This is a genomic window from Flagellimonas cixiensis (genome assembly GCF_042134615.1).
Lineage (GTDB): Bacteria > Bacteroidota > Bacteroidia > Flavobacteriales > Flavobacteriaceae > Flagellimonas > Flagellimonas cixiensis.
Genome location: NZ_CP169639.1, coordinates 419,745 through 438,268, shown reverse-complemented (window position 1 = coordinate 438,268; position 18,524 = coordinate 419,745). Strand labels below are relative to the sequence as shown.

14 protein-coding genes are annotated in these 18,524 nt (G+C 40.9%); 8 read left to right on the top strand and 6 right to left on the bottom strand.

Translation table 11 applies throughout. The features are described from left to right. The first annotated feature begins 1 nt into the window (after position 1). From ABT310_RS01970 to ABT310_RS01955, 4 genes are all read left to right on the top strand, one after another. The gene (locus ABT310_RS01970; RefSeq protein ID WP_375325093.1) at positions 2–1,552 is read left to right on the top strand and encodes a RagB/SusD family nutrient uptake outer membrane protein; all 1,551 of its coding nucleotides are present in this window, start codon (positions 2–4) and stop codon (positions 1,550–1,552) included. A 14-nt stretch (positions 1,553–1,566) separates the two neighbouring features. Then, positions 1,567–2,967, top strand: a complete 1,401-nt coding sequence (locus ABT310_RS01965; protein ID WP_375325092.1) for a SusE domain-containing protein — start codon at positions 1,567–1,569, stop codon at positions 2,965–2,967. Positions 2,968–3,043: 76 nt separating this feature from the next. Continuing rightward, positions 3,044–6,406 carry an alpha-amylase family glycosyl hydrolase gene (locus ABT310_RS01960; protein ID WP_375325091.1) on the top strand — a complete coding sequence of 1,121 codons (3,363 nt, stop codon included), beginning with the start codon at positions 3,044–3,046 and terminating at the stop codon, positions 6,404–6,406. After that, a complete protein-coding gene (locus ABT310_RS01955; RefSeq protein ID WP_375325090.1) occupies positions 6,403–7,110 on the top strand; it encodes a hypothetical protein in 708 nt (235 codons plus the stop codon). The genes ABT310_RS01960 and ABT310_RS01955 overlap by 4 nt, the downstream gene beginning before the upstream one ends. Positions 7,111–7,176: 66 nt before the next feature. Here the strand turns inward: ABT310_RS01955 and purU are convergent, their stop codons facing one another. Beyond that, on the bottom strand, positions 7,177–8,025 hold the full coding sequence (gene purU, locus ABT310_RS01950; RefSeq protein ID WP_375325089.1) for a formyltetrahydrofolate deformylase: 849 nt from the start codon (positions 8,023–8,025) through the stop codon (positions 7,177–7,179). Positions 8,026–8,166: 141 nt separating this feature from the next. On the opposite strand from purU, the gene ABT310_RS01945 reads away from it, so the two are divergent. After that, positions 8,167–11,625 carry a methylmalonyl-CoA mutase family protein gene (locus ABT310_RS01945; protein WP_375325088.1) on the top strand — a complete coding sequence of 1,153 codons (3,459 nt, stop codon included), beginning with the start codon at positions 8,167–8,169 and terminating at the stop codon, positions 11,623–11,625. Positions 11,626–11,630: 5 nt separating this feature from the next. Here the strand turns inward: ABT310_RS01945 and ABT310_RS01940 are convergent, their stop codons facing one another. Continuing rightward, the gene (locus ABT310_RS01940; protein WP_375325087.1) at positions 11,631–12,032 is read right to left on the bottom strand and encodes a hypothetical protein; all 402 of its coding nucleotides are present in this window, start codon (positions 12,030–12,032) and stop codon (positions 11,631–11,633) included. Positions 12,033–12,154: 122 nt separating this feature from the next. Between ABT310_RS01940 and ABT310_RS01935 the strand changes: the two genes are divergently transcribed. The 3 genes from ABT310_RS01935 (at position 12,155) to ABT310_RS01925 (ending at position 14,793) form a co-directional block, all read left to right on the top strand. Continuing rightward, positions 12,155–12,604 carry an Lrp/AsnC family transcriptional regulator gene (locus ABT310_RS01935; protein WP_375325086.1) on the top strand — a complete coding sequence of 150 codons (450 nt, stop codon included), beginning with the start codon at positions 12,155–12,157 and terminating at the stop codon, positions 12,602–12,604. Positions 12,605–12,668: 64 nt separating this feature from the next. After that, positions 12,669–14,102, top strand: coding sequence for an alpha/beta hydrolase (locus ABT310_RS01930; protein WP_375325085.1), 1,434 nt, complete (start codon positions 12,669–12,671; stop codon positions 14,100–14,102). Positions 14,103–14,151: 49 nt separating this feature from the next. Further along, positions 14,152–14,793, top strand: coding sequence for a DUF1684 domain-containing protein (locus tag ABT310_RS01925; protein ID WP_375325084.1), 642 nt, complete (start codon positions 14,152–14,154; stop codon positions 14,791–14,793). Between the two features lie 62 nt (positions 14,794–14,855). On the opposite strand, the gene ABT310_RS01920 is transcribed toward ABT310_RS01925, so the two are convergent. From ABT310_RS01920 to crcB, 4 genes are all read right to left on the bottom strand, one after another. After that, on the bottom strand, positions 14,856–15,896 hold the full coding sequence (locus ABT310_RS01920) for an outer membrane beta-barrel protein (RefSeq protein WP_375325083.1): 1,041 nt from the start codon (positions 15,894–15,896) through the stop codon (positions 14,856–14,858). 140 nt (positions 15,897–16,036) lie between these two features. Then, positions 16,037–17,317, bottom strand: coding sequence for an ammonium transporter (locus ABT310_RS01915; protein ID WP_375325082.1), 1,281 nt, complete (start codon positions 17,315–17,317; stop codon positions 16,037–16,039). A gap of 34 nt (positions 17,318–17,351) precedes the next feature. Continuing rightward, on the bottom strand, positions 17,352–17,690 hold the full coding sequence (locus tag ABT310_RS01910) for a P-II family nitrogen regulator (protein ID WP_375325081.1): 339 nt from the start codon (positions 17,688–17,690) through the stop codon (positions 17,352–17,354). A 269-nt stretch (positions 17,691–17,959) separates the two neighbouring features. Next, the gene (gene crcB, locus ABT310_RS01905; protein WP_375325080.1) at positions 17,960–18,334 is read right to left on the bottom strand and encodes a fluoride efflux transporter CrcB; all 375 of its coding nucleotides are present in this window, start codon (positions 18,332–18,334) and stop codon (positions 17,960–17,962) included. Positions 18,335–18,524 lie beyond the last annotated feature (190 nt).

Here is an 18,524-nt window from a genome sequence, read left to right as displayed (position 1 = left end):
CATGAAAAAATTAACAGCAATAATATTTTTAGTAATTCCATTGGCCCTGATGGTTCAGGGATGTACCAAGGATTTGGACACAGCACCTGAAGTGGAGCTTACCTTGGAAGAGCTCTTGAGTCAAGATCCAGATGCCGTTAGTGGTATTTTATCAAGATTGTATGCCTCATTCGCACTTTCTGGTCCAGATGGACCTGGAAGTTCGGACATCGATGATGATGCGGGGGAATCTCCTTTCTTAAGGGGTATTGTTAACCTTCAAGACTTTACTGCCGACGCTATGAAAAACCGTTGGGGCGATGATGGATTGGATCAGTTGACAACCACTTCCGACTGGGATGAAAACAACAAATTTTTCCGTTACCTGTACAACAGGATCTACTACACCATTCCACAAGCAAACAACCTGCTTTTGGTTTTGGGCGCGGTGGATATCGAAAACCAAGACCAAATTGAAGGTGAAGTTCGGTTCATTAGAGCTTTGGCCTACTATTACTTGGTAGATTGTTTTGGAAAAGGCGTATTGGCCACAGAAGAAAACTACGGTACTTCAGACCCATTGCCAGAGGTGGATCGTTTGGAACTGTTCACCTATTTGGAAAATGAGTTGTTGGCCGTTGTAGACTTATTGCCTGCTAGTAATGAATATGGAAGAGCGAATAAAAGCGTAGCTAGGATGCTTTTGGCCAAATTGTACATGAATGCTGGAGTTTACACAGGTACTACCATGTTTGACGAAGCAGTCCCTGTTATCAATCAAGTGATCAACGAAGGCGGTTACACCTTGGACGAGAATTTTGAAAGCATCTTTTCAGGAGATAATTTCATGTCCAATGAGATTATTTTTCCATTGATTGCCGATGCAGATATTAGTCAGAGTTACGGTAACACTACTTACATCGTAAATGGAAGTTTGGGTACAGAAACCATGACCCTTAGCGATTTTGGAGCTGAGGAAGGATGGAGTGGACACAGAGCCACCAAAGCTTGGTACGGACTTTTCAATAATGGAGATTTGGAAAACAGCACCGATGCCAGAGCTGCATTGTTCTGGACTGAAGGTCATAATTACGAAATGACCGACTATAGGGCTTGGACCGATGGTTATCCAGCCGTTAAATTTAGAAACACCTTCTACTTTAGCGATTCTAACCCAACCAGTTTCTCCAGTACAGATTTTCCATTGTTCCGATTGGCTGATGCTTACTTAATGTATGCTGAATTGGCTGTACGCGGAGCTTCAGGTACCGATATGGCTACAGCAGTAAGCTATGTGAACGCCGTGAGAAACCGTTCCAATGCAAGTTCTATTTCGCAATCTGCTTTGACTTTGGACTTCATTTTGGATGAAAGAGCAAGAGAGCTCAATTTGGAAGGACACCGAAGAAGTGACCTAATCCGCTTCGGAAGGTTTACAGGAAACAGCTATTTGTGGCCTTGGAAAGGAAACACCTTAAATGGTACTTCCATTCCTGAAAACTACAAACTGTTCCCAATCCCATTGACCGCTTTGGAGGCCAATGAAAATCTAACTCAAAATCCAGGATACTAATTAACTAAACACTCATGAAAAATATCAAATCATTTATAGTACAAGTTTTAGGGGTGGTAACGGCCCTAACACTTTTCACAGCCTGTGAAAACGATGACCTAACGCCAGAATTCACGCTGCAACCAGCTTCGGAGGATGTAGCTTTCCAAAACGAATTCTTGGGAGAATATTTATTGTCTGATGAAACTCCTGATAACATCGCGGAACGCTTTGTTTGGAATGAGGTTGAATTTGGAGTTCCAACCGAAGTGTCCTATCAATTGGAAGGGTCCATCTCAGAAAATTTTGATGCAGACGGGGCGTACCAATTCGATTCTGGAGTTTTGACCACTTTGAATGCAGGTGTTACCGTTGGCCAATTATTGACCATGGCGGAAGGCCTCGGATTGGACGATGACCCATCAACCACAGACGAACAAGGAAACCCAAACAATTCAGGAACTGTTTACTTTAAAGTAACCGCATTTGTTGGAAGCGGAGAAGGTGTTGATGCGGTAACAACTGAATCCGAAGTAGCAGCTTTGACCATTAGTGTGGTGGAAAAAACTGCTGATACCGGTGCTGGCATCGAAATCTCCAGCTGGGGTATAGTTGGTTCCGGTTACAATGATTGGGGTGCCTTTGCCGATGCTCCTTTCTATACAACCGATACCGATGGTGTTTATGTTGCCTACGTGAATTTGTTGGATGGTGAAATCAAATTCCGTGAAAACAACGATTGGACCAATAACTACGGTGATACCGATGCTGATGGTACCTTGGATGCTGGTGGTGACAACATAGTTGTAACTGCAGGTGATTATAAAATCACAATGAATCTTAACGACTTCACCTATACCATGGAAGAGTACTCATGGGGTGTTGTCGGTTCTGGTTATAACGATTGGGGAGGCGCAGGACCTGATGCTAAATTCTTCTACGATTACACGACTGATACCTTTAAAGTTGGTGTTGAATTGATTGAAGGCGAGATTAAATTTAGAATGAACAACGAGTGGGTAACCGATTTTGGAGATTCAGGAGCTGATGGTACTTTGGACCAAGGAGGGGACAATATCGTTTCCGCAGCAGGTTACTATATGATCACTTTAGATTTCAATGCAGGAACTTATACCATGGAAGCTGCAGATATTTTGGGTGTCGTAGGAAGTGGATACAACGACTGGGGCGCCACTAATGACTTTATGTTGACCGAGGTGAACCCAGGTATTTGGGTAGGTGAAAATGTGGAATTGATTGATGGTGAAATCAAGTTTAGGGTGAACGAAGCTTGGGATGTGAATTACGGAGATACCGGCGTAGATGGTATTTTGGATGCAGGAGGAGACAATATTGTTGTAACTGCAGGAACATACCTGATTACTTTGGATTTTTCCGACGAAGGAGCACCAACCTACTCTCTTATTGCAAGGTAGTAAAGCGCCCTTTTATAAACTATACGATAAAGGGGAATGGCACAATGCCGTTTCCCTTTATTTTTAAATAAACCCTATGAAGAAACTTTTACTTTTTTCTTTTCTCATCTTTTCCATGGCATCATGGGCTCAAGTTACGATTGAGCCTTTTCCATTTGCTGTGGATCAAGAAATCACCATAACCGTCGATGCCAATAGCAACGAATCAGATTGTAATGGTCTTTCCAATCCTAGCAAAGTGTATTTGCATTCAGGAATAGGAACGGATGCCGACCCATGGACCACTGTTATCGGGAATTGGGGGCAAGACGATGGCGTTGGTGAAATGATGGATAATGGCGACGGAACTTGGAGCATCACCTTTGTGCCCGAAACCTATTACGGTTTAACCACCGAACAAGCCAACAATGCCACCCAAATGGGAATGGTGTTCCGAAATGCTGTGGGTACCCAAGAACTCAAGGATAATAGCTGCAACGATTTCTTTTTTGATGTGGGAAGCTTTCAAGTGCAATTGAGCAATCCAATCGAAAATCTAACTTTATTAAATCCAGGAGAAAGTTTATCCATTCAAGCTACTAGTTCGATAGTGGCAGATTTCACTTTGACCATCAACGGGAATATTGTAGACACCTTTAGTGGAACAGATTATAGCTACGATCATACCAATATTACCGAGAATTCACAATATACTCTAGAAGCTGAGAGTGGTGGCGAAACACGCACCCAAAACTTTATGGTAGTGGTGAATGTGGTGGAGGAAGCAGTTCCAATAGGAATGTTGGATGGTATCAATTTAGATCCTTTGGACGATACTAAAGCAACATTGGTTTTATATGCTCCGGGAAAAGAAGTCGTCCATTTGATTGGCGATTTTAATAATTGGACACTTTCAGATGAATATTTATTGAAAAAGGATAGCGCTCAAGATCGTTTTTGGATAGAATTGACCGGATTGACCCCACAAGCCAATCACATGTACCAATACGTGGTGGATGGAGAAATTACCATAGCCGACCCCTATTCAACCCTTATTCTGGATGAAAATAACGATGTCTACATTGATGCATTAACATATCCCAATTTGCCTACTTATCCAAATGGACAAACCAATCATGCGGTAACCCTCCTTAGAACTGGCGAGCCAGAATATACATGGACAAACAACAGCTATTCCTTGCCGAGCAAAACCGATTTAGTGGTGTACGAGCTTTTAATTCGTGATTTTGACGAGTTGCACAGCTTTGATGCCGTTCGAGCCCGTTTGGATTATTTACAGGAATTGGGCGTGAATGCCATCGAGCTTATGCCTGTTTCCGAGTTTGATGGAAATGAAAGTTGGGGGTACAATCCATCATTTCATATGGCTTTGGATAAATATTATGGAAATGCCGATGCCTTTAAACAATTGGTAGATGAATGCCATGGCAGGGGAATGGCCGTGATTTTGGATGTAGTGTTTAACCACGCCACAGGTCAAAACCCATACTACCGACTTTGGAATACGGATAATGGAGGCTACGGAGGTGTTCCTAGCAACGATAGTCCATTCTTTAATGCCACGCCCACACATTCTTACAATGTGTTCAACGATTTTAATCATAGTCAACAAGCCACCCAAGATTACGTAAAGCGCGTAACACAATATTGGATTGATGAATATAAAATTGATGGCTACCGTTGGGATTTGACCAAAGGGTTTACCCAAAACTGTACAGCTTCAGATGAAGGTTGTACAGGAAGTTATCAAGCGGATAGAGTTGCTGTTTTAAAAGAATATGCCGATTACCAATGGGAAGTCAACGAAGATTTTCTGGTCATTTTCGAACATTTGGGCACCAATGAAGAAGAAACCGAATGGGCCGAATACCGTTTGGGGGAAGGTAAAGGCATCATGCTCTGGGGAAATCTAAATGGACCTTATAGTGAAGCAGCCATGGGTTGGAACACTAATTCCGATTTTTCATGGATTTCCTATGTAAATCGCAATTGGACCTTCCCTTCAAACATTTCCTATATGGAAAGTCACGATGAGGAACGGATGATGTACCGCAACCTCAATTTTGGTAATGCATCAGGCGATTACAACACCCAAGATCTGGCAATAGCCTTGGACAGGATAAAATTGGCAGGAGCTTTCTTTTTTACCGTTCCAGGACCAAAAATGATCTGGCAATTTGGGGAGTTGGGTTACGATTATTCCATCGACTACAACGGAAGAATTGGGAACAAACCCATCCGCTGGGATTATTTCGACAATGCCGATAGAAAAGCCGTTTACGATACTTGGTCGGACTTAAACCTGTTGGCTGTTGAAGAGCCCATTTTTGAAACTTCGGATTTTGAATTGGATGTGGATAATTCAAATGGATTGAAAACCATTCATTTGACCAATGCATCAGCTGGTGCTGATGAAATTGAATTTGTGACCATCATTGGAAACTTTGGTGTAGTAGAACAGGAAATTAATCCGCAATTTCAAGAAACAGGCGTGTGGTACGAGTTTTTGGCCAATAACCTTAAGCATGTAGTGACCAATGTGAACGAGACCATAACACTAGCTCCAGGGGAGTATCGCATTTTTGGTAACAACCCAACGGGTCTATTTCCAAACGACAATCCACCCGATGCGGATTCAGATGGTGTTTTGGATGTCAACGACCTTTGCCCAGACACACCATTAGGTGCTGTGGTAAATGTGGATGGTTGTGAAGTATTTTCCCTGTCAGAAAATAACTTCAGTGTACTTACCAATAGTGAAACCTGTAGAGGAAGTAATAATGGAAGCATCAACATTTCTGTAGTGGAAGCACTTTCTTATACTGCAACTTTATCTGGAGCCTCAGAGGCTTCAATCAATTTTGAAACTACCGCAGCTTTTGAAAATTTATCCGCAGGAAACTATGAGCTTTGTATCACGGTTTCCGGTCAATCAGACTATCAGCAATGCTATACATTGACCATCACAGAGCCTGATTCCTTGGAGGTATTTTCGGAATTGGACAAAGACACCAATATACTTTCCTTGGCGCTTAAGGGTGGAGAATTTTATAACATTCAGGTAAACAATGAGGTGTATTTGACGACAAGTGATTCGTTCGAACTTAAACTCAATCAATCTGTAAACAAGGTGAAAATTTCAACAGATGTGGAATGTCAAGGCATTTTTGAGGAAACTTTAACGCTGAAAGATGTGGCCATGGCCTATCCAAACCCGATGGTGCAGGCCAATCAAGTTTCCGTAGACCTCGGTTTTAATACCAATGAAGAGATGAATGTGCAGGTTTTTGACCTAAATGGAAGATTACATTTCTCAAAAGTTGTTCAAGCGAACTATGGAAAACTGGAGGTTGACTTATCAGGATACGCCAATGGATTTTATCTGATTAAAGTGTCGGGAGCTGAAACTTCCCATGAATTTAAAATTATAAAACAATGAGAATAGCCTATACATATATAGTTCCATTAGTATTGTTGACCCTATTTTCTTGTGGAGGAGGGGGGGATGACCCAACACCTGAACCAGAACCAGAAGTACCAGCGCCTTCTGTGGCAACTTTGGTCTTTCCTGATAACAATGAGGAATGTACAGAAGGGGTGATTGTTTCAGAGACAGAGAGTCAAGTTACTTTTCAATGGGCTGCATCAGAAAACACGGATAATTATACCTTGACCATCCAAAATTTGGAAACGGGGGTAGAAACATCATCTACCACCTCCAATACTGAATTACAGGTCACTTTAAATAGGGGAACTGCCTATGCTTGGACTGTTGTTTCCAGTGCCGATGGCACCAATGAAACCGCAACCAGTGAAACATGGAGATTCTACAATGCAGGAGCTGCCATTGAAAATTATGCACCGTTCCCAGCGTATAACCCTTATCCAGAAATGGGAATTGAAGTTGCTTCAGGAAACATTTCCTTGCAATGGGAGGGTTCAGATTTGGATGGAGATACGTTGATGTACACCGTTTATCTCGACACGGCAAATCCACCAACAACACTTTTGGGCGAATCTGCATCGGCTAGTATTGATGCAACTTTAGAGGTCGATAAGGTTTATTATTGGCAAGTGAACAGCGTAGATAGTGCTGGAAATAGTTCAACCTCGGAGATATTTGAATTTAGGACCAGTTCTTAGATTGGTTTTTTGAGTTATATAGTTAGTTAAGATAGGGGGCATTTTGCTCCCTATTTCTTTTTCTTACTATGAAAAAATAACCGTTTTGTTGTTGTAGACCATGGTTTTTCGGGCGACATGAAGTTGTACGGCACGTGATAAAACTATGCGCTCCAAATCCCTTCCTTTTGCAATAAAATCCTTTACGGAATGGGTGTGCGAAACTGTAGTGACATCTTGCTCAATAATAGGTCCCGCATCCAAATCTTCGGTAACATAATGACTGGTGGCCCCAATAATTTTAACCCCTCTTTCAAAGGCGGCGTGATAAGGTTTTGCCCCCGCAAAGGCAGGTAAAAATGAGTGATGGATATTAATGATTTTTTGTGGAAAAACATCAATCACCTTTGGTGAAACGATCTGCATGTATCTGGCCAAAACAATAAAGTCAACTTCATATTTTTTCAACAATTCCAATTGTTGATTTTCCACATCTTCCTTATTTTCCTTGGTCATGGGAATATGAAAATACGGAATGCCAAACTGCTCCGCCACATATTCCAGATTTTTATGGTTGCTCAAAATAAAAGGAATTTCCACTGAAAGCTCTCCAGAGTTGTATCGGCTCAATAAATCGTATAGGCAGTGATTGTATTTGGACACAAAAATGGCCATTTTAGGCTGATAGTCATCTGTATAGGCATCCCATTCCATTTTAAATGGTTCTGCTAATTCGGAGGCAAATCCTTTTTTAAAGCCGTCCAAATCCAATTCCTGTTCAAATTCACAAGTCAACCGCATAAAAAATACCCCGGCCTGCTTATCCACGTGTTGGTCCAAATACACCACATTCCCAGTTTGTTGGTGAATGTATGTGGTCACAGAACGAATGATACCCGATTGATCGGGACAATGAATGAGAACGGTAAGCTTCATATCCTTAATTTAGAGGGTAAAATTATGGTATTCAAAAAAGTAAGACCAAGACAATGCTATTTTTTATAATATTCTAATCAAAAACAAAATTCACTTGCATTTTCTGTAAATTGCAAAGCAAATTGAGACCTTTTATTGCAGATGGAACAAATTAAACCCTATCAACCTAAACATAAAATCAGAATTGTAACCGCAGCTTCCCTGTTCGATGGGCACGATGCGGCCATCAATATAATGAGAAGAATCATTCAAGCCACGGGCGTTGAGGTGATTCATTTGGGGCACGATAGGAGTGTGGCCGAAGTTGTGGATTGTGCTATTCAGGAAGATGCCAACGCCATTGCCATGACTTCGTATCAAGGTGGGCACAACGAATACTTTCGATATATGTTTGATTTGCTGCAAGAAAGGGGAGCAGGGCATATCAAGATTTTTGGTGGCGGTGGCGGTGTCATCCTTCCGGAAGAAATCAAAGAACTGATGGCGTATGGCATCGAACGAATTTACGCTCCTGATGATGGTAGGGAAATGGGATTACAGGGTATGATCAACGATTTAGTGGAACGCTGTGACACCGCTGTACCTGATCTGGTCCTTCCCAAAGGGAAGACTTTAGAAGAGGAGTTGGAGGCTAAGCACCCCAACACCTTGGCACGATTAATTTCTTTGGCGGAAAATCGCCATGAAGATTTTGAGTCATTTCAGCCTAAAATAGAAAAAGCTCAAGGCAATGTGCCAGTTTTGGGAATCACGGGAACGGGGGGAGCAGGAAAATCCAGTTTGGTGGATGAATTGGTGCGTCGTTTTTTAATGGATTTCCCAGATAAAAACATAGGAATCATTTCCGTGGACCCATCCAAACGAAAAACGGGAGGCGCTCTTTTAGGAGATAGAATTCGAATGAACGCCATCAATAACCATCGGGTCTATATGCGCTCATTGGCCACGCGCCAGTCCAATTTGGCGTTATCCAAACACGTAGCTGAGGCGGTTCAAGTTCTAAAAGCGGCAAAATATGATTTGATTGTTCTGGAAACTTCAGGAATTGGTCAATCTGATACCGAAATATTGGAGCATAGCGATGTTTCCCTCTATGTGATGACGCCAGAATTTGGTGCTGCAACACAATTGGAGAAAATAGATATGTTGGACTTTGCCGATATCGTTGCCATCAACAAGTTCGATAAGCGAGGGGCCTTGGATGCGCTTCGTGATGTGAAAAAGCAATACGCCCGTAACCACGGATTATGGCATACCAACGAAGACGAATTGCCAATTTTCGGAACCATTGCCTCGCAATTTAATGACCCTGGGATGAACAACCTTTATAAAAAGGTGATGGATACCTTAGTGGAGAAGGCTGGTGCAGCATTGAATTCAACCATGGAACTGACGAAGGAAATGGCCGAGAAAATCTACGTGATTCCGCCAGCGCGAACCCGATATCTATCAGAAATCGCCGAAAATAATCGAGGTTACGATGCAAAAGCTAAAGAAGAAGCCAATGTGGCCCAAAAACTATATGGCATCTTTTTAACGCTGGCGTCCACATTAGAATTGGACCAAGAAAAAGCAGAGGAGCTGTTTTTGGATAAATCGGGGTTGAATGAAGAGACAATTGAATCCCATCTCAAAAATGAGGCATCCAGAGAATTGGTACAACTGCTCATCAAGGAATTTGATCGCGTAAAAATGCAATTGAATCCCCACCATTGGGAGGCTATTTTAAAATGGAAGGAAAAAGTAAATCGCTACAAAGCGGAAATCTATTCCTTTAAAGTTCGGGATAAGGAAGTCAAAATTAAAACGCACACCGAATCTCTATCACATAGTCAAATTCCTAAAGTTTCACTACCCAAATACAAGGCTTGGGGCGATATTTTACAATGGATTTTACAAGAGAACGTACCCGGTGAATTTCCGTACACTGCAGGTTTGTACCCATTTAAAAGGGAAGGGGAGGACCCAACTCGAATGTTTGCTGGGGAGGGAGGTCCAGAACGTACCAATCGCCGATTCCATTATGTGAGTATGGATATGCCTGCCAAGCGTTTGTCTACCGCTTTTGATTCAGTGACCCTATACGGAAACGACCCTGACCATCGTCCTGATATTTATGGAAAAATCGGAAATGCAGGGGTTTCCATTTGCTGTTTGGACGATGCCAAAAAACTCTATTCTGGGTTTGATCTGAGCAGTCCGATGACCTCGGTGAGTATGACCATTAATGGTCCTGCCCCTATGCTTTTGGCTTTTTTTATGAATGCGGCCATCGACCAAAATTGTGAGAAGTACATTATCGAAAACGGACTGGAGAAAGAGGTTTCAAGTAAAATAAAAGCCATTTTTAAGGAGAAGGGGATAGCCCAACCTACTTATTATGGTGATCTTCCCGAAGGAAACAACGGTCTTGGTCTGATGCTTTTGGGCGTCACAGGAGACCAAGTGCTGCCAGAAAGTGTGTACCAAGAAATAAAAGTCAAGACTTTGAATCAAGTTCGCGGTACCGTACAAGCAGACATCTTAAAAGAAGACCAAGCGCAGAACACCTGTATTTTCTCTACCGAATTTGCCTTGAAACTTATGGGCGATGTTCAAGAATATTTTATTGAACAACAGGTGCGTAATTTTTATTCTGTGTCCATATCGGGTTATCATATTGCCGAAGCTGGTGCCAATCCAATTACGCAATTGGCATTTACCCTTTCCAATGGTTTCACTTATGTGGAATATTATTTGAGCCGAGGGATGGACATCAACAAATTTGGTCCCAACCTATCGTTTTTCTTTTCCAATGGGGTGGATCCAGAATATGCGGTGATTGGTCGCGTAGCTCGTCGCATTTGGTCCAAAGCTCTAAAAGAAAAATACGGGGCCAATCCAAGGGCACAAATGCTGAAGTATCACATCCAAACCTCAGGAAGAAGTTTACACGCACAGGAGATTGATTTTAATGATATTCGGACCACGCTTCAAGCCCTGTATGCGATTTACGATAATTGTAATTCCTTGCATACCAATGCTTATGATGAGGCCATTACCACACCAACCGAAGAATCTGTGCGTCGCGCTATGGCCATTCAGTTGATCATCAACAAAGAATTGGGCTTGGCTAAAAATGAAAATCCGATTCAAGGATCGTTCATTATTGAAGAATTGACCGATTTGGTTGAGGAGGCTGTTTTGATGGAGTTTGATAGAATTACGGAACGAGGAGGTGTGCTTGGTGCTATGGAAACTATGTACCAACGTTCTAAAATTCAGGAAGAGAGCTTGCACTACGAAACTTTGAAACACTCAGGGGAATACCCTATCATTGGGGTGAATACCTTTTTAAGTTCCAAAGGATCGCCCACCATTTTGCCTGCCGAGGTAATTCGTGCTACCGAAACTGAGAAGGAAAATCAAATTAAGACCTTACAAAATCTTCATAAGCGGGAGGCGAATGAGGCGGAAAAACAGTTGGGTGAATTGCAACAAGTAGCCATCAATAATGATAACATCTTTGAGAAATTAATGGAAGTTGCTAAATATTGTTCATTGGGACAAATCACCGAAGCACTGTTCCAAGTCGGAGGGCAATACCGAAGAAATATGTAAAGGGGTTAATCGTTTTTGTTGGCCAATGACTTTCTCCACTTTTTAAAAGAAATCCTAAAAATTCGGATTTCTTTGCGAAGTAGGTTCAAGTATTCCTTTTCTTTAACACCGTCTCTTTCCAGACCATTGCAATAGGCCAAAATGTTACGGGTCATAATATTGATGTAGGCCAAACTTTTCATTCGAACAGAAGGACAATTGCTCAAAGCAGCTTGCTCCAATTCTTTGGTGATCAAGTCGGCATCAATCAATAAGGATTTTGAAAGGTCGTCACGGAACGAATCAATCTTCCGTAAGGATAAAATCTCACGGTTTTGGGCAAAATAAGCCGCCACAGCTTCGCTCAAGTCACGAAGAGCCAAAGATTTACGGTATACGACCAAGGAATTTAGAGAACTTCTCTCCATTTTTCAAAAGCAATTTTGTAGTATAAAATTACGGACGAATCAAAAATTATTACTTTTGTTATTAAAGCAAAAAATCAGTTTTGCTTTTGATTATAAGATTTTAACCATTTTTTTCTTTTCATATGAAGATAGATGAGCTAAACTGGCAAATATTAGGTCTTTTGCAACAAAATGCCAGGGAATCTTTTGCGCACATAGGTCGAAAAGTTGGTTTGACACCGCCGGCCGTTGCGGAACGTGTAAAGAAAATGGAAGACCTTGGAATCATTGAAGGATATGGTGCCAATATATCTTACGGAAAGGTAGGGTATCAGTTAAAGGCAATTATAATGTTACGCGCCTTTATGGGGAAATTGAAACCTTTTTTGGATAAGGTGAAAAGTTTTCCGGAAGTTGTGAATTGTTATCGAATTACAGGAAATGAAAACATAATCATGGAAGTAGTTTTGAGAGATCAATCCCATCTGGAAAAATTTATTGATGAGCTTATTGTTTATGGAGAATGTAGAACGCACATTGTTTTGTCCAATGTGGTGGCGCAATCGGCTATAAAAAAAAGTAGACCTATTTAGTAATTGTTTAGTACCTTAAAGTTGTCAAACCGGTTTTGGCCGGATTTTTGATATGAAAATTACTATGAAAAACACTAACCTTATTCTATTTCTTTCCATTTTTTGGATGACTGCAGTTTCCTCCCAAAATATGGTTTTAAAAAAAGGTGAAATTATTCAGGACATCACCGTTAAAGACACCATTGGAAATACCTATTCACTCTTTTTGCCAACGAGCTTTTCTATGGATAAAGAGTGGCCATTGCTTATGGTATTCGATGTAAATTCCAACGATAATGAGGCCTTGTCCATGTTTGCATTTGCCGCAGAGAGTCAAGGGTTTATTTTGGCGGCGCCAAAATTAAACGATTCGATATCACTTACCGATAATTTATTGATCACGGGCAGGGTAATGAAAGAGGTAACAAGTCTTATTCCTATTCAACAAAATCGCGTATATGCTGCAGGTTCCGATTCTGGGGGGCGATTTGCCACCTTGGTCCCTATTTTAATTCCAAGTGTGAATGGTGTCATGTGCATCAGTGCCACGTTGGCCAATCGAGAGCTATTGGATTTTAAAGAGCCTTTTCATTTTGTAGGTATAGTGAGCAGGGACAATTTTAATTATACGGTCATGCTTACGGATGCCAAGTTGTTGGACCGGTTAAAAATGCCGAATCAGACCTTGTTGTTTGATGGTGAAAAAATTTGGCCGGGCACCGACTATATCGAAAAGGGAATGGAACTATTTACGTTGGCGGATATGGCCAAAAATAAGATTCCAAAAGACACGGTGTTTATTGAAAATGCCTTTCAGAAGGATATTTACAAAGTAAATGCTTTAAGAAGTAAAGGGGATTTGTTATTGGCCGAGCGGTACCTTACCGAAATGATGTCGATGTACGGTGCCCATAAGAATTTGGATTCTTTAAGAGATGTACAAAAAAGTGTAAGGAGAGATAAAAATTATAGAGTACAAAAACGTGCAGAAAATGCTGTTTTTTTAAAAGAATCCTTGTTGAAGGAGGATTACCAATATTATATGGATGACGATGTGTACACGTACAATTTCAATAATTTGGGATGGTGGAACCATCAGATGGGAGAAATCAAAAAGTTTATTGAAGGCGCCGACGTTTTAGAGCAACAAATGGGTCATCGTTTATACGGTTTTGTAAATGCTTTGGCCGAGGATAATATTGAGATGATTTCTTCAGAACAAGTGGTAGATGAAAATGCCTTGGCGTTTTTATACATGCTAAAAACCATAATAGAACCCGATAACTTTAAATATTACCTCAAAACGGTATCCCTTAGTGCAAAGAACGAGGATTATGGCACTTCCCTTTTTTACCTGGAAGAAGCGTTGAAAAAAGGCTTTAAAGATGCTGATAAGCTTTATTCTTTGGAGCATACGGCATTGCTTAGAATCACCCCTGAATTTAACGAGTTGGTTTCGAAATACCTGAAAGATGCACGGTACGATATCGACCAAAATGAAGGAGCGAAAGAAAATTAGCCTTCCCGTGTTTTAATTGGAGGGTGTATTTTTGTAGAAATCTTTTCCTATGAAATACGTAGTCTTAATTTTTATTGCCCTATTAATGGCATGTGGGCAGGGTAAAAAATACCACGATGATGAGAAATCTGAAGTTAAGGCATCCTCTGCATTGATGGCGGATATTTTAGCCTATCAAGAGGAGCAAAACGAAAGTTTTAAAGACCCGGAATCGTCACCATTGCCCGATAAATACCGTAAAGATTTTGAAGGACTTGATTTTTTTGCGCCGGATACCACATATGTCGTCCAGGCAAAATTTGTGAGAACCCCAAATGCCGTCCCCTTTTTTAATCCTACCACTACCGATAGACAAACCCAAGAAGTAGTGTATGGTATTGCGTATTTTATCTTAAATGGAGCGGAACATCAACTGGAAGTTTATCAGAGTCTAGATCTGTTGGATGATGAGGAATACGAAAACTATTTGTTTTTGCCTTTTTTGGACGAGACCAATGGTGAGGAAACTTATGGAGGAGGAAGGTATATTGATTTGACCATTCCTGAAGGGGATACCCTTATCATTGATTTTAATAAAGCCTATAATCCTTATTGCGTTTATAATAAAAAGTACTCCTGCCCTCTAGTGCCAAGGCAAAATTATTTGAGAACTAAGGTGAGAGCAGGAGTGAAAAATTTTAATAAGGACTAGGGAACAAAAAAAGCCTTATCCTAATGGAGTAAGGCTTTTTTGTTTTCATAGAGGTATATTTTCTAGAAAGAATAAATTGCAGCAATCAAGAAAGAAGATTGGTTGCTGGTAAATCCTCCATCACCATCATTGTAAGGCTCCAAATCGTTACCCCAAGTATCCAAACGTATTTCTGGCTTGATAATAAGGTTGTCCTTTGTTAGGCTTCCAGTCAATGTTAATCCAAGTACTGGAGCGTCGTCATCAGAAGCATCGTCAGTAAATGTCATGTACTCACCACGAAGGCCAAGGGCGAAGCTATCCGACATAGCCAACTGTGGGTAAATGGCGGCGCCATAGAAACCAGTTCCAGTTTCTGAGTTGTCGTTGTAAGCAGCATTGATTCCGAAGAAGAAATCTTCAGTAATGTCAAATCCACCGGTATAGTCAATTTCAAAACCTAGTCCTCCATTTCTTCCACTGTCATAGTAAAGGTTCAAGAATTGACCGTAAAAACCAAGTTGACCTCCCAAAGAATACTCGCCAGAGTCACTGATGTCATTGGTGTCCCATGGATTCATTACTGCAAGCATCAAGCTTACATCATCAGATAGGGCAAAATCTGCTTTTACTCCTAAATGAGAGAATGGTCCATTAGAGAACAGGTAAGAAACACTATAGTTGAAGTTGGCTTGTGGAGCAATTACTTCATACCCTAAAAAGGTGTTGAAACGACCCATGGTCAAGGTGGTGCTTTCAGAAACATTCCAGTACACATATGCCTGGTTGATAATTCCGTTCAACACATCGTTGTTGAAAGTAGCTTCGGTACCTCTAGGTCCAAAAACCAAGTCAACAACTACTCCGGTAGATCCCATGTCGTAGCTACCTACTAAATTGGCCATACCCAATGCAAATCCAGTTTGGTTGGCAAATGATGTAAAAGTTGCAGTAGTAGCGTCACCTCCATCCTTAGTAGTGGTTCTCCAATAGGCATCTACAGAACCGCTAATTGAAAGTTTTGAAGTTTCTTCTTCTTCCTGTGCGAAAACAGAAATTGAAAGCATTGAAAATATGGCAATGGCCAAATTTTTTCCGAAATTTGTATTTATAATCGTTTTCATATCATAATCGTTTTTAGTTGTCCTTTTTTGGCTTAGGACAATTAGTTGTTTAATCGTGAGTTTGATTGAAAAGGTTATCTAACGGAGCGTTTGGCAGAACGCTCCGTTTTTCTTTTCAATACGTTGGGTTGTGAGTTTGATTATTTGTCTTGAGAAATATGTTCTGGATAAGCTTCGACTCCATGCTCGTGGATATCCAAACCTTCTACTTCTTCTTTCTCGGAAACTCTTAGTCCGATGGTTTTCTTCAAAATGAACAACACAATGAAAGAAGCAGCAGCGGCCCAAACAATATAAGCCAAAGAGCCATAGGTTTGTACCCAAAGTAGTTTGGCGCCTCCGCCGTACAATAGTCCACCATCCAAAGCGAAAAGTCCTATCAATACGGTTCCAACAAATCCACATGTTCCGTGAACAGAAATGGCACCAACTGGGTCGTCAATCTTTAATTTCTTATCAATAAATTCGATGGATGCTACCACTAGGATTCCACAGATAAGACCAATGGCCAAAGCTCCCCATGCATTTACAGAACCACAACCGGCAGTAATACCTACCAATCCGGCCAAAGCACCGTTCAAGGTCATGGAAATATCAGCTTTGCCATAACGGGCCCAAGTAAAGAATAGGGCTCCAATAGCACCGATAGCAGCGGCAAGGTTTGTGTTGATGATCACGCTGGTGGCAGCAATGGTATCGTCACCACCCCAAGCCAATTGGGAACCTCCGTTAAAGCCGAACCATCCCAACCAAAGGATGAATACCCCTAGGGCTCCAAAAGCCATGTTGTGACCTGGAATCGCTTGAGCTTTACCGTCTACATATTTTCCAATTCTAGGACCTACCAAGATAGCGGCCACCAAAGCGGCTGCACCACCTACGGCGTGTACTACGGATGAACCGGCAAAGTCGATGAATCCAGCGGTGTTTAACCAAGCATCATCATCAAATGGCCAGTACCAGCTACCGGAAATTGGGTAGATAAGTGTAGTTAGAATGGCAGAGAAAATAAGATAGGTTGAAAACTTCGTTCTTCCCGCGATAGCTCCTGATACAATAGTGGCAGCTGTTGCACAGAATACGGTTTGGAAGAATAAGTTGTACCAATCATCGGCACTAAAAAAGAAGTAACCTTGATCTGATGGACTGGATCTAAAGAATCCGCCACCTACTAAATCACTACCATACATAATAGCATATCCTACTGCCCAAAACATAATAGAACCTACTGCAAGGTCCATCACGTTTTTCATGATAATGTTTCCAGAGTTCTTGCTTCGCGTGAATCCAATCTCTACAAGAGTGAATCCAGCTTGCATAAAGAATACCAATATTGCAGCTATGGTAATCCATAGAGCGCCCATATCGCCAGTGATGGCTTCTACGGCTTTATCTATTGCTTCTTGTTCTTGTACAATCATAATCTAAATTTTTTGAGTTTTTTGGCTATTAATGTTAATTGATTCCTGCGCTACCGCTTTCCTTGGTTCTGATTCTGTAGGCCTCTATCATGTCGGATACGAAAATTTTTCCGTCCCCTACATTTCCAGTGCCTGCAGTTTCCAATAATACGTTTACGGTTTTTTCCAGAAAGTCATCGCTAACAACGATAACCAAATACCTCCTCTGAATATCGCTGGTACTGTACGAAATACCGCGATACACATGTCCTTGTTTTTCATTTCCTACTCCAGTTACATCCCAGTAACTAAAGAAGTTAACCTCAATCTGATGCAGGGCTTTTTTTACCTCATCAAATTTGGATTTCCTAATAATTGCCTCGACTTTTTTCATAATTAAGTAGTTAATTGATCACTCAAATATAGAGGAATTAGGTCGAGACTATTAAAAATGGGAGGGGTATCGTGTGATTTTTATGGGTATAAAAAAAATACCCCAAAAATTTTAGGGGTATCTAATTTTAAGTAAACATTTGTTAGTTATTTGTTGATTTTATCTTAACATTTGTGGCTTCTAAATTAAATTAAGGCAGTTTTTTCCCTTTAAAACCTATAAAATGTTCAGGTTTTAACAAATTTTAACTATAAAAATTCAATTTGTAACTAATCTAAGTATCTCGCTATCCAAAGTCCTAGTACAATAGCAAGAATTCCGACCACAACACTGGAAATCATGTAGATGGCAAAATTGAGAAGGTCACCATTCTTTATAAGGTAATGCTTTTCATAAGCGAAAGCAGAAAAGGTGGTAAAGCCACCACAAAAACCGGTTGCTAAAAATAAGGTGCTGTTTTGGGAAAGTATTTGGCCTTTTACGGATAAGCCCAAAACTAGGCCTATTATAATGCAGCCGACAATGTTCACTAAAAAAGTTCCTAGAAAAAAATTATGCAGAAGAGGGTTTAAAGGTTTTGAAATAAGGTAGCGAAGCACGCTGCCCATTCCTCCACCCAAAAAAACAAGAAAGGCCTGTTTCATCCCCTAAAGGTACAAACTATACCGCTTCCTTGTATTCTGTTTCGGAACTCTCACGCAGTAAAAGTTTGGTGGTTGTAGTTTCCGAAACCCGTTGAATTGGTTTTAAAAATCTTTCTTTTGCCCCATTGACACTGAAAATCAATAGTATCGCATTAATTGCAAGTAAGCCAAGAAGTATGCTAAAAAATAG